Source organism: Paenibacillus sp. S25, assembly GCF_019454085.1.
In the GTDB taxonomy this organism is placed as follows: Bacteria; Bacillota; Bacilli; order Paenibacillales; family Paenibacillaceae; genus Paenibacillus; species Paenibacillus polymyxa_B.
In genome coordinates, this window is the sequence record NZ_CP073683.1 from 2,383,594 (window position 1) to 2,396,322 (window position 12,729).

The window sequence follows — 12,729 nt, forward strand, 5'->3', positions numbered from 1 at the left end:
AAAAGGGTGATTGTTTGATCATTCCGTGTGCTTGCACGATATGATGCAAAAAAGAAAGCCCACCTTTCGGTGGACTCATTTCTTACGGTTGTATATACTGGCTTCTGCTTTGCGCTCCAGGACGTCATCACGTAGGAAGAAGCGTTCGCGTCCAGTTTCCTTGACAGGAACCAGTTTGCCGCGCTTGACGAAACTATGAAGGTTCTGTTTAGTGCAATCAAGTATTTCCATAGCTTCACTTGCGCTAATTATTTCTGACTGTATCCAAGCAATTAATTCGTCTTTATCCTTAAAGCTATACATCATTTTCACCACTTTACGATGATTATGGTTATGGCGGCTAAGTTGATAATCATGGATGCTACGCACATTACCATTGTAGCCTTATTCATGTTGGATGCATTCATACATTCAGCCCCTTTGTGGTATAATGAGTCAAGAAGAACGAACCTCATGTATTTCACCAGCCTTTGAGGAAAGCCGCTTGCGCGGCTCCCCTTTCGGGTCGTCTGATTAGTGTACCAGAGCGGTGATGAGGGTGATGATAGAAGTTGTCAGGCTAATGATTGCACTCACTAGCACGACTTTAGCAATTCTTTCATCACGTCGTTCTTCTTTTCTCGTTTTACGCATATTGTTCACCTCCTTACAAGTTTAATTATAGCAGACATATTGCCCTGGGTCAACATATATTTAACGGGATAAGTCACTTTTTTGAGTGGCTTTTTTGTGTTTTACCGAAGGTCATCGAAGCGACCGAATCACCTAGCGAAGCGGCAGCCGTATAGAGGGGTTTCCTATAAGGAGGGATATAACGAATGAATAAAGACAAAGTCATTGAAATGTGCGAAGGTCAAATAAACAGCATCGGAACACGTTTGAGTAAACACATATCAGAGGAAGCTAAAGCAACACTGATGCAAGCAAGATCAACAGCTTTGTTGGCATTGGCAATAGCCGTCCAAGAGAAAAAAAGTGAATAAGCATCCCGTAATCTAAACCCGAAACACCGAGGGGTGACGGTAAAGTAAGGTACACGGGAGAAAGTAGGCAACATGATTCTATTACTATGTATAAGCATCTGTTACATCGCAGTAAGCTTTATGTTCAACCTAAAGGAGTTCCCATGGTACATGAGGATAGCCATTAGGATAGGCTGGTTACCGGGCTGTATAGCGCTAATGATGGCGTTACAGTGTTACAGTTGGTTTGGAGAGAGGAGGTAGACACATGCCATTAACAGATAAGCAAATGAACTTCGTTAATGAGTACATGAAAGACATGAATGCAACAGCAGCTTATCTGCGTGCTGGCTATCAATGTAGTGAAGAAGCCGCGAGAAGGGCTGCAAGTCGCCTGTTGACAAATGTTGACGTTCAGGACGAAATCGGACAAAGACAGGACAAAATCCGTGAAGAATCGGACATTTCGGTAAAATGGGTGCTAGAAAACCTTAAATATGTGGCTGAAAGGTGTATGTCTCCTGAACCTTTGACAGACAAAGAAGGGAACATTATAGAATGGAAGTTTGATTCATCTGGAGCCAATAAAGCGTTAGAGAACATCGGCAAGCATCTTGGTATGTTCACTGACAAAGTTAAATTGGACTTGCAAGGCGAGGTGAATCACAACTATGAGTACAATATCGAACAAATCATCACAACAGACTCAGACAGTGCAGAGCTTCTTAAGCAGCTATGGAAACGGCAAGCCAGTACCACTCAGTAGGCAATGGGAGATACTAGCCAAGCATGATTTTGGTTTCTTCATTGACTACGATAGTGAGGGCAGGGATGCAGAGGGTAAGCATTTGGATGTGCTTGATAAGGCGCTTATGGATGTGTCTGCTGGCAAGATCAAACGATTGATTGTTACGATGCCGCCGCGTCATGGCAAGAGTGAACGAGTGAGTAAGAAGTTTCCTGCATGGCACATTGGTAGGAACCCGAATGATGAAATAATCCTAGCATCCTACGCGCTGTCACTGAGCCGGGACAACAACCGGATTGCACGAGACACCTTTGTTGATAGGGAATCTGTATTCGGTGTGAAAATATCATCTGCCCGGCAATCTGCTGAATCATGGGGCATAGACGGGTATCGTGGTGGTGTGAATGCTGCTGGTGTCGGTGGTCCTATCACTGGTAAGGGCGCGCGCATAGCTATTATTGATGACCCGTTAAAAAACGCTGAGGAAGCCAACAGCGAGGTTATACGTGAAGGATTATGGAGCTGGTATACATCGACACTCTACACACGTTTAACGCCTGACGGACGCATTATAGTCGTTATGACGCGATGGCATGAAGACGATTTGGTAGGTAGGTTACTCAAGAAAGAAGCTGACGAGATACGTGAAGGAACACATAAGGGCGAGCGTTGGACGGTAATCAACTTCCCGGCACTGGCTGAAGAGAATGATTACTTAGGCCGAGAACCTGGAGAGGCGCTTTGGCCTGAATTTGGCTTTGATGTTCCGCGTCTCGATCAGATTAAATCGGACGTTGGCTCATATGTATTCAATGCCTTGTATCAGCAGAGACCAAGTGCAGCAGGCGGTACAATCTTCAAGCGGAAGCACTTCCGGTATTTCCGTGAAGAGACTGAGCACGTCATAACCAAATATTTCATCGTTGGCGAGAAACGATACGAAAAGTCGCGATGCAAAGTATTCCAGACGGTTGACACTGCAAACAGTGAAAAGACCATCAATGACTACTTTGTCGTCACGACTTTTTATGTTACTCCAGACAATGACATATTGATCTATGACGTGTATCGGACGCACATTACAGGTCCTGACCAAAAGCCGCTCATGAAGGAGCAAAACTACCGCTATAAGCCAGCATTTCAGGCGATTGAGGATAAGACCTTTGGCACCAACTTGATACAGGAGATGACCCGCGAGGGTATGAGCGTCATGCCGATCAAAGTGGATAAGGACAAGGTTACTCGTAGCTTGCCGATAGCAGCACGTTATGAGGTTGGCAAGGTTTATCACCGCGAGGATGCGCCATGGTTGACTGACTTTGAGGATGAGCTATTGAGTTTCCCGCGTGGTAAACATGACGATCAGGTGGACACAATCTCCATTGCTGGGGAACTGGTGCATACGATGGTGTACAACGATACGCCATGGGCTGCTATACCGGAGGGCAAAGGGAACAGGGATTTTGATGCTGACGACGATGATAGAGACGGATTGAGCGCAGAAACATTCTGGTGAGGTGAGACGATGACAGACATACAGTTTATAGCTGGCGTATTTACAGTTGGTCTATGTGCTTCTGGTGTGCTTGTATACCGCATTACAAGGGTGCAACAAGACACGATAAGAGACTTGACCAATAAGTTGATGGCTAAGGATTACGGGGAGTATAAGGCGTATCAGCAGCCTGTAGTAGCGGAAGACAAACCAAAGCGCAAGTCATTGAGCTATCACGATGACCCAGACATTGTAGATGATGAAGACACAAGTCGCCACTAGCGGCTTTTTATTTTGCGTGAAAGGGGTGATTAGATGTCAACTGTACTAGAAAAAGCGAAGAGTAAATTTGCTGGGATATTCGGCACAGATGAAAGCAAAAAGCAATCGAATGAGCCGATTAATACACCACAGCAGCAACAGATAGTGGGTATGGTTCAGGTGGATTTCGATGAGGCTCGTTCTGCAAGACAGAGTGTCGAGGGACACTGGGAAGAAGAACAGCGTTTCTACATGGGAGACCACTGGCGCGGGTTACGATCTGAAGCTGTCTCGCGCAAACGTCCTAACAGTGTAGACAACATAATATACAGCCAAGTGGAATCTATTGTCGGCAAGCTTACTGGCTGGGCGCCTTACCCTGATTTTCAGGCACAGGAAGAAGGGGACGAAGAGAAAGCTGCTGACCTAAATGATTACATGCCATATGAGCTTAGGCAGATCAAGTTTAAGCAAAAATACATTCGTGCTATACGGCGTATGGTTATTCACGGTCCGCTTATATTTAAAACCATCTTTGACCCGACGGTTGAGGGTGGAAGAGGGCAAAACAGATTTGTAGGTCAGAACGATATTATTCCTGTTGATCTGGCCACGTTTTTTCCTGATCCGCGCATAAAGGATTTTATCAATTTGCAGGAAATGGGCGCCATTATTATCAAGTCTAGAAAGCCACTGGAATATTTCAAAGAACGGTTCCCTTTACAGGGGGGAAAGGTTGAATCTGACGAAAACACAGATGATATTGAAATATTCAACCACACAGGTGTGAGTAGTGAGGGATTTAATCGAGACAATGGAGCCAGTTACGGAACTGGAGTGAAAAAATCCCAAACCGCTGGACTGTTGGAATACTGGTATCGTGGTCTACCTAAGATGATGAGTAACGATGATAAAGAGTTATTCCGTGACCAGGCAGAAACGAAACTAAGCGAGGGCAAAGACCCTTCAGAGGATTATGCCAAAGCAGAAGGAAATATGGAGGGCGTACATTGCATCTACATTAGCTCAAATGGTGTATTCCTTGAGCATAAGTCCTATTTTTACGATCATGGCAAATATCCATTTACAGCCCGTACCCTTTACCCTTCTGAGCAAGATGCATGGGGCAAAGGTTTTGTCCGGGATATGATCAAACCTCAAATCATGCTTAATAAGTTTGCTGAACTCGCAGTTTCTACTATGGCTAAACAGGGCGGCAGCGGCATGATGTACGAGGAAGGCGCTATTACTAAGCCAAACACTTGGAAGGAACAGAGATCAACTGAGGGTGCCATGCTTCCAACAGCTCCTGGCGCGATCTCAGGTAACAAGATTAGAGAACTGCAAGGCGTTAATGTTCCATCAACAGTCCTTAATATGCAGCAATATTATCTGGAGATGCTTCAGAAGTTGCCGGGACAGTTTGACAGTGCGAACGGACAGGCAAGCAGTAACGTGACCAGTGGTGAACAAGCCAAGTCACTCATGGCTGCGGCAAGTACAAGGCTAAACACGGTCACTGACACGATAGAGGAAGCTTTACAAGACGTGTTTGAGCAGTACATTGAGTTGATGGCACAGTTTTACACCACAGAGCGTGTAGCGCGTGTCACAGGGCGTTCAGTTAGCGTTAGTAGGGGTTCTATTGTGTCTCATGCACCATCACAGTATGACACTGGCAACAGTGCTATTGACCCAACGACAGGCGAGGAAGTGCCTGACATTCATGATGTAGCCGAGGAGTATGTACCTGCATTCGACATATTGGTTAATATCAGTGCTGATAAACCACAGGATAGAGAATATTACATCCAAATGGCGTTTAATATGCTGCAAATGGTAGACCCAGTCACACAACTTCCAATGATTGACGGTGAGGCTGTTCGTTACACCATTGATAATGGTCGCATGGAGTCGATGGACGTAATTAATCGTCGTGTGCAAGAAGAATCCGGTATGCAGCAGCAGATACAACAGATGCAGCAACAATTCCAGCAGATGCAACAGCATAACCAGCAAATGCAGCAACAGCTTGGTGAGTTGACTGGGCAAAAGCAAATGCAGGAGCAGCAAGACCGGGAGTTCAACCAGAACCTACAGCAACAGAAACTGGATATCGAAGCCAGCAAGGTAGCTGGTGGGCTAATGAATCAAATGAATACTGCGGGCGTTAGGTGAGAATCCTAGCGCCTTTTATATTGCTTATCTCTGCCCCAGCCATAGGGCTTATCCGATAGGAGGCACCAACAATGGAAGATGAAGTATTCGAACAACCCACCAGCCATAGTGAGGACGTTCAACCTAATGAAACACCAGATACAACGGGCGTCGATATCAACGCAGCTTTGAGGGAATTCGGCATCATTAAGGATGAACCAATGGGCGAAGAGTCAGTCGAACCGGAGCAAGACGAAGAACTTGAGCCAGAGGACGAGCCGCCAGCCATAGCGGACGAACCCAAGAAGCTCACAGTAAAGTTCAACAAGCAGGACATTGAGATTAACGAAGACCAAATTCCTGAGTATGTACAAAAGGGTTTGGCACTGGAAAAGGAACGTGAGCGTCGATCTGAAACGGAGAAAGCCTTAGAGCGATCAGCCAAAATCGCCGGGTTCAACTCGACAGACGAATACCTTGCTAACTTGGACAAAATCGAGCAACAGGCAATACAAAAAAAGCAAGATGATTTTGATCTACTTAAACAGCAATTGCGTGAGGATGCCGAAAGCGCTGGTATTGACCCTGATTACCTTGATCGGTACTTGGACGCGCATCCTTTGTTACAGCAAGCTCGTGAAGTGGTTGAACGTGAATCCAAGTCACAGGAGACACGCAAGCAGGAAGAACAGCAACAACAGCTACTAAAAGGCTGGGAAGAGTTGTTCAATCAGCATCCTGAGCTAGTTGAGAATGCACCAGCCGAAGGAGAAAAGCCAGATTGGCTTACTGCGGAAATGGATGCACTCATTGAGAAGGGATATGCGCCTGTTCACGCCTATCGTTTGACCAATAGTGACAAGATCATTGCGGAAGAACGAAAGCGCACTGAACAGTCTGTAATCAAGCAGCAAAGGCTAAATAAACGTGCTCAAGTTGAGAAACAAGCGGCATTGGAAACAGAACCAGAAGTGCCAAAAGAGTTGGCAGACGGATTCAAATTATTCGGGTTAAACCCGGCTTTAGCTAAAAAATACGTTAAAAAGTGAGGTAAAAACATATGGGATTCAGATGGGTTTTTAATGATTACGGAGCGCCTGAAAGTCGTATCGCTCATATTTTTGCGACAAATAGCGAGGCGATTGCAAGAGGTGAAGCAGTCTCTCTTGTGAATGGTAGATGGAGCAAGACAGCAAATGGAGCAGCTATCGGAGGGTTTGCCAACCAAACCATTACTGCTGGTACTGACAAAAAACTAGAAGTTACGTTGGCTCGTGAGGGTGATAACTTTGAAGCTCCTTATACTGGAACACCAGACGCTGGTTTTCTAGTAGGAGCCAACACAGTGGATGTCTCGGCTGATGGCCTATCTGTATTGTCGTCAGATGTAACTGGCGGTGCGCTGGTTGTATTGGATATCAACACAAATAAATCTACTTGCCGGGTTAAAGTAAAAAACCGTCAACTTTCATAAGGGGGATAAACAAATATGGTACAAAGTATTTTGCAATGGGATAGTAAGACATTGGAGCCGATTTTCCGTGAACTGTACGACCAAGAAGTAAAAGGGATGAAAGATTATATTCCTGATATGTTTGATGTTCAAGCATCTACAAAAGAAACAGAAAGTATTGAAATGATCGGTGGAGAAGGCCTGATGGAAGAATGGTCTCACTCCAACAAACGAGTATTCTACTCTGATGTGAATGAACTATGGCAAAAATATTTCACTCACTCTAAATATTCTGATGGTCGTGAAATTGACCGCGATCTTGTCGATTTTGTAAAACTGACAGCTATTAAAGACCGTATTCGTTCTTTGGCTGGGTCAGTGTACTACACTCGTCAAAATATGGCTGCACAATGGTTTGTAAATGGAGATAAAACAACAAATGCAATTGACTTCCGTGGTCGCACATATAATGCTGCACTTCCTGATGGTAAAGCTTTGTTTGCGACAGATCATCCTTTGGCACCAGGCGACACAGGACCAGGGCAATCTAACAAAGGTACTGATGCCCTGACGATTGATTCATTCGACGACACTGTAGTAGCTATGCAGGAATGGACGAATGACCGTGGAAACTTGTTGCCTATCATGCCTGACACACTGATCGTCGCACCTTATAACAAGCGCGCGGCATTACAAATTGCGGGGATTAGCGGCAAAGGTGAGGGATATGAGCCTGGATCTGCTGACCATAACATCAATATTTATGAAGGTGATATTAAGGTTATTGTCAATCCTTTCTTTTCCAAGGGTAACCGCAAAGCTTGGATTGCCGCTGACAGTCGTCGCATGAAACGAGCGATGAAATGGTTCAACCACCGTTTGCCAGAAGAAGGAACCATGGAAGATTTCGATACAGAAATTAAAAAATTCAAAGTAATTATGACTTGTGTCCACGGTTGCATTGACTGGACTTGGGGTTACGGTCACTTCCCAGTATAAGGAGGGGTTAAATTGTCTAAAACACATTTTGACGCGATTGAGACTAACAGCCTGACAGTAGCAGGCCAACCCGTTGGTGGCAGCAACGTGATTGCCGCTACGGTAACGTTTGACCCGCCATCCTTGGCTACCATGACGGGAGCGGTGTCCAGTGCAATTACTGTCACTGGTGCTGTCCTCGGCAGACGTGTAGAGGTATTCCCTCCATACGATCTGCAAGGTGTACAGGTACAAGCCTATGTATCTGCTGCTAATGCCATTAAATTTTCCTTGTTCAACCCAACTGGAGCGACAGTAGATCTCGCATCTGGTAGTTGGAAAGTAAAGGTGGTGGCACCGTGAGAAAAGATGTTGAATGGACCGTGAGCGGAGGCGGCAAGGGTGCAACACCCAAGCACAAGTATGTTCCTCGCCTGAAGGTATCCGACGACTTCAACGACTCACAAAAGCAAATGGTTGAAACATATAATTCCATGCGTGATTGGATTGATAAAAACGGTGGAATGGAAACCAAGAAGGGGAGCTAAATGCTCCCTTTTTTTATGTATAGGAGGTACTTGTGATGTCGTACAGGATGGAGATTGATGCTTTAAACGCGCTTGTTAAGGAGCAGCAACGGACAAATGAGCTGCTTGAAATCATAGTAAAGCAAACGAGAGGTGAAGATAATGAGCACGAGAATGTCAAGCCGATTAGATCCACTACCCGTAAAACAGGCAAGTGATTATGTGGCTGTCACACCAAGCGATACAGCCGACTTACCTGATGGTAAATGTGTTGGTGTGTACTGCGGTGTAGGTGGCGATGTGGCTGTTGTAAGCCCGTCAGGTAGTGCAGTAACGATTAAGGCTGTACCAGCAGGCGTACCGTTATTTTTACCTGCTAAGAGGATCAAAGCGACTGGGACGACAGCAACCAATATTTTAGCGCTGTACTAAGAGAGGTGCCACTATGCGCGTACAGGATGTAGTAGAGGAAATAGTCGAGAAGCTACCGGAGAACAAAACCCCAGTCGTGTCTATCTTGCGGAAGCTGACTAATGTAAGAGATATGTTGTTGCGTACACCAACCGCAGCACAGCAGCAATCAGAGGTAATCGAAGAAGCCATTGACACCGTTGTTGGTGAGGGATTGTATGACCTACCATGCCCACCAGGAAACGTCACAGACGTTGATATACGGCGTGCAATCTATGACAACAGCGAAGGTCATGACGATAGCCGGGATTGGCACAGGATACCGCTCAGGCAGTTTAACGAGCGCATGAAACATACCTATTACTACTTTGTAGCTGGTCAGATTGGTATATTCCCACCGCCTAAATATGCCAAAGCCTACGGAATTAAGATATTTTATACGCCTGTGTATCCAGAAATCACTGTGAATGATATGCAATCAACAACAGGCTTTGATCCTGATTGGGACATGTTGCTGGTATATGGGGTATTGCGTGATATAGCGCCTGAAAACAACAACTTTGATGTGCGTTATCAGCAGCTATTGGCTGACTATCGTACGGCTACGAGTGGTTATGAGCGGTATGTAATAGAGGAGAGGTGGTAACGTGGCTAATCCTTATCCATGGAAGCATGGCAACACAAGCGAAAATACAGCAGCGGAATTAGATCCGCGCTATGAAACGCCACTTGGAGCACAAGAAAAGGCAGACAAAGCCGAACAGGAGTCCAAAGCATACACTGACGCACTGGATGACCGTTTTAAAGCCCATGCCGCCGATCAGATTGTTCATGTCACTCAGACTGACCATAACAAGCTAGATGGAATTGAATGGGGCGCAGAGGTAAACCAGAATGCCTATACGGTCGTTAATGGCATCCCAGCTAACGCGAAAATGACTGAGCTCAAAATATTGCAAGGCATCGGTATACGGGTAACACAAGATCCGGACGACAGAGCAATCACCGTAACGGCAACAGGTCCAGTGGATATTGATCCTATCCCATTAAGCAAGGTATATGATGCTGGTAACTCTGCTTATTTGAATGCCGGCACAGCAGCCGGGAATGTCCCGGTATTGGACGAAAATGGCAAGCTTGACGCTGTAGTTGTGCCAGCTATAGCGGTCACAGATACGTTTTTGGTAGCTACTCAAGCCGATATGTTGGCACTGGTAGCCGAAACAGGCGATGTGGCTGTCAGGACTGACCTTAGCAAGTCTTATATTCTCAAGGGTACTGACCCAACAGTATTAGCCAACTGGCAGGAGTTGCTTACACCTATGTCTCCCGTGCAGAGCGTGGCAGGCAAAACGGGCGTAGTCACTCTTACCAAAGCAGATGTGGGCTTAGGTAATGTGACCAATGAGAGCAAGGCGACCATGTTTACCAGTCCGGCGCTTACAGGCACACCAACGGCTCCTACAGCCACGGCAGCAACCAATAATACTCAGGTAGCCACTACAGGATTTGTTAAGCAACAAGGATATCTAACGTGGGCAGATTTCCCATTTACGTACGTACGCAGTGGGCTATTAACCTTACCAGCAAGTCCGACTGTATTGGATGTGCCGATTACTTCAGTGGTAGAGGATAGCTACAGCATGCGTAGCGGAAGCACCGTAGTAATCCCGTTAGATGGCTGGTACAGCATTAACCTACTTGCTACCGTTCAGGACCTACCAGCAACTAACCGATTGGATTTAACAATAAATCAAAATGGCACAATGTTGACGAGTCGCCAAGTAGTTGGATTTGGAGCCGGCGCAGTTACATTTTTAGGATTCGAAGAACAGCGCTATCTTGCTGCAACTGATGTAATTACGTTTAAGGCATCGCAGTCAGGTACAGGCACATACAGCTTGTACAACGTGCATATAAGACTTACACGGCTAGGACGTAGGCCGTAAAGGGGTGAATGATATTGGTGCTACCATGGCGTCCTAACACAACACAGGATATTGGTTCACAGCTTAATCCAAGGTACGAAACCCCAATGGGTGCGCAGGAAAAGGCTGATAAGGCTGAGGAAAACGCGAAGAAATATGCTGATGATAACTTTGCTAAGAACGCTTTTAAAACGATAGAAGTACCTGGAAAACTCCCGGTAGTGGCTGACGATAAGGAAGATACGCTAACCCTTGAGGCTCGAACAGGCATAGCCATTACAACGAACCCTGAGGAAGATAAATTAATCTTCACGGCTACCGGAGATGCAATACCCGGCTTACATGGATCGTCGCATTTAAGCGATGGAGCGGACCCTATCCCAAATTCAACGCTGACTGTGAGCGGTCTGATGAGTCCACAGCAAGTGGCAGACTTGAATGATTGGGTCACAAACAAAAACACCTTTGTCAAAAAAGGCACATACTCGCTTAACGTTAAAGATTATGGGGCCAAGGGTGATGGCGTCACCAACGATACCGCAGCGATTCAGGCAGCTATTGATGCGCTGAAACTGGTAGGCGGGTATATATTTTTCCCGGCCGGTCGTTACTACGCTGGTGAGCTCACCCTATACAACGGTATATCTCTCATGGGCGTTAACCAGACGTGGGATTACGAATATGACTTAGGGCCATCCCGTATCATCGCTAAAATTGGTGATGAGTTTATGTTTAGGGCAAACGGTGCCAGTCACATCGGTATACACAACCTTACTCTTGTAGGCCAAAACCGGGTTACTAACGGCATAGATGGGTCAGTACGATTGTTTCAAGTAAACAATTGCCAGTGGGCAGGATTTAACACGGCAATAGGGTTTGACCTTGGTGGTACACAGGGGCAACAGTGGCAGATTAGCAATAGCGCTATTTTCAACGCTAATGTTGGCATTAACCTGCTGTACGATTCCAAGGTGTTTGATAATTTCATTTACACTTGCAAAACCGGATTGGTCTTTAACGGGTCGGCATGTAATATCGTCAACAATAAAATCGAGTACAACGACCTGCATATATCCCTTACTGGCACACAGCGTTCTACGTTTGTTGGCAACGTCTTCGATAGAGGTGAAAATGAAGGGATTTATATGAATAACACAAGGGATTTAGCCTTTGTCGGAAATGTAATGATGGCGTCTGGTTACTCTAACGTTAATGACTGGCAGCAAACACACTTACGGATGATAAATTGTGAAGATATCGTATTCAGCGGCAACGTGTTTACGATGGATTACTGGGAAGGGAACGCTAAACCTACGCACCTTGTAACTGGTTCAGGCAGTAAAAATATTAACTTTACCGGGTGTAACCTGGATAAGGCTTCATTTGGATCGTTATTGACTGGAGCGTCAGACATTTCGGTAGTCAATAACTTAGGAACGTACAAACGTCAGAAGGCTACACTAACGTATGGTACGGAAAAAACGTTCGATTTTTGGACGGACTCGCTAATCGACAATTCTAAAAAGACGCATTCATTTACCATCACAATGAAAGACACATCAACAAATGTTATATCAGTTAGTCGTGTGTTCCTAGTGGTTATTAGGGACTTTGCAGACGCTACCTACTTACAGGGTGCAGTTACAGATGTGATTGGTACATCCAATATCGGACCAGCAGCCAAGCTCAACATATCCCGTTGGGGTGTGAGCAGCGAAGGCGCTAAGATATCCCTTACTTTAATCAATGTGGTCAGCAGTAACAATGCATTCGAAGTTACTGTCGAAGTCACAAAATCTTAGGGTGATA

Annotated in this window: 16 protein-coding genes; 15 read left to right on the forward strand and 1 reads right to left on the reverse strand. The window is 45.6% G+C overall.

Annotated features, from left to right (window positions below; genetic code table 11):
• Positions 1–75: 75 nt before the first annotated feature.
• Positions 76–306 carry a helix-turn-helix domain-containing protein gene (locus KAI37_RS10700; RefSeq protein ID WP_345945625.1) on the reverse strand — a complete coding sequence of 77 codons (231 nt, stop codon included), beginning with the start codon at positions 304–306 and terminating at the stop codon, positions 76–78.
• A 512-nt stretch (positions 307–818) separates the two neighbouring features.
• On the opposite strand from KAI37_RS10700, the gene KAI37_RS10705 reads away from it, so the two are divergent.
• The 15 genes from KAI37_RS10705 (at position 819) to KAI37_RS10775 (ending at position 12,722) form a co-directional block, all read left to right on the forward strand.
• Positions 819–983 (forward strand): hypothetical protein, encoded by a 165-nt coding sequence (locus KAI37_RS10705; protein WP_220031218.1) that lies wholly within the window; start codon positions 819–821, stop codon positions 981–983.
• Positions 984–1,230: 247 nt separating this feature from the next.
• Entirely contained in the window at positions 1,231–1,728 is a 498-nt protein-coding gene (locus KAI37_RS10710) for a terminase small subunit (protein ID WP_220031219.1), read from the forward strand.
• On the forward strand, positions 1,634–3,226 hold the full coding sequence (gene terL / locus KAI37_RS10715) for a phage terminase large subunit (RefSeq protein WP_258383063.1): 1,593 nt from the start codon (positions 1,634–1,636) through the stop codon (positions 3,224–3,226). Before KAI37_RS10710 ends, terL begins: the two co-directional genes overlap by 95 nt.
• A 9-nt stretch (positions 3,227–3,235) precedes the next feature.
• A complete protein-coding gene (locus tag KAI37_RS10720) occupies positions 3,236–3,487 on the forward strand; it encodes a hypothetical protein (protein WP_220031220.1) in 252 nt (83 codons plus the stop codon).
• A 33-nt stretch (positions 3,488–3,520) separates the two neighbouring features.
• Positions 3,521–5,644, forward strand: coding sequence for a portal protein (locus KAI37_RS10725; RefSeq protein WP_258383064.1), 2,124 nt, complete (start codon positions 3,521–3,523; stop codon positions 5,642–5,644).
• A gap of 71 nt (positions 5,645–5,715) precedes the next feature.
• Positions 5,716–6,672 (forward strand): hypothetical protein, encoded by a 957-nt coding sequence (locus KAI37_RS10730; protein ID WP_220031221.1) that lies wholly within the window; start codon positions 5,716–5,718, stop codon positions 6,670–6,672.
• 11 nt (positions 6,673–6,683) lie between these two features.
• Positions 6,684–7,097: a hypothetical protein gene (locus KAI37_RS10735; protein ID WP_220031222.1), complete on the forward strand. Its 414-nt coding sequence runs from the start codon at positions 6,684–6,686 to the stop codon at positions 7,095–7,097.
• A 15-nt stretch (positions 7,098–7,112) separates the two neighbouring features.
• Positions 7,113–8,075, forward strand: coding sequence for a Mu-like prophage major head subunit gpT family protein (locus KAI37_RS10740; RefSeq protein WP_220031223.1), 963 nt, complete (start codon positions 7,113–7,115; stop codon positions 8,073–8,075).
• Between the two features lie 12 nt (positions 8,076–8,087).
• On the forward strand, positions 8,088–8,417 hold the full coding sequence (locus KAI37_RS10745; RefSeq protein WP_220031224.1) for a hypothetical protein: 330 nt from the start codon (positions 8,088–8,090) through the stop codon (positions 8,415–8,417).
• Positions 8,414–8,602 (forward strand): hypothetical protein, encoded by a 189-nt coding sequence (locus KAI37_RS10750; RefSeq protein WP_220031225.1) that lies wholly within the window; start codon positions 8,414–8,416, stop codon positions 8,600–8,602. Before KAI37_RS10745 ends, KAI37_RS10750 begins: the two co-directional genes overlap by 4 nt.
• Before the next feature lie 35 nt (positions 8,603–8,637).
• Positions 8,638–8,799 (forward strand): hypothetical protein, encoded by a 162-nt coding sequence (locus KAI37_RS10755; RefSeq protein ID WP_220031226.1) that lies wholly within the window; start codon positions 8,638–8,640, stop codon positions 8,797–8,799.
• Positions 8,744–9,013, forward strand: a complete 270-nt coding sequence (locus KAI37_RS10760) for a spike base protein, RCAP_Rcc01079 family (RefSeq protein ID WP_220031227.1) — start codon at positions 8,744–8,746, stop codon at positions 9,011–9,013. Before KAI37_RS10755 ends, KAI37_RS10760 begins: the two co-directional genes overlap by 56 nt.
• 13 nt (positions 9,014–9,026) lie before the next feature.
• Entirely contained in the window at positions 9,027–9,638 is a 612-nt protein-coding gene (locus tag KAI37_RS10765) for a phage adaptor protein (RefSeq protein WP_220031228.1), read from the forward strand.
• 1 nt (position 9,639) lies between these two features.
• The gene (locus KAI37_RS10770) at positions 9,640–10,941 is read left to right on the forward strand and encodes a hypothetical protein (protein ID WP_220031229.1); all 1,302 of its coding nucleotides are present in this window, start codon (positions 9,640–9,642) and stop codon (positions 10,939–10,941) included.
• A 17-nt stretch (positions 10,942–10,958) separates the two neighbouring features.
• The gene (locus KAI37_RS10775; protein ID WP_258383087.1) at positions 10,959–12,722 is read left to right on the forward strand and encodes a glycosyl hydrolase family 28-related protein; all 1,764 of its coding nucleotides are present in this window, start codon (positions 10,959–10,961) and stop codon (positions 12,720–12,722) included.
• Positions 12,723–12,729 lie beyond the last annotated feature (7 nt).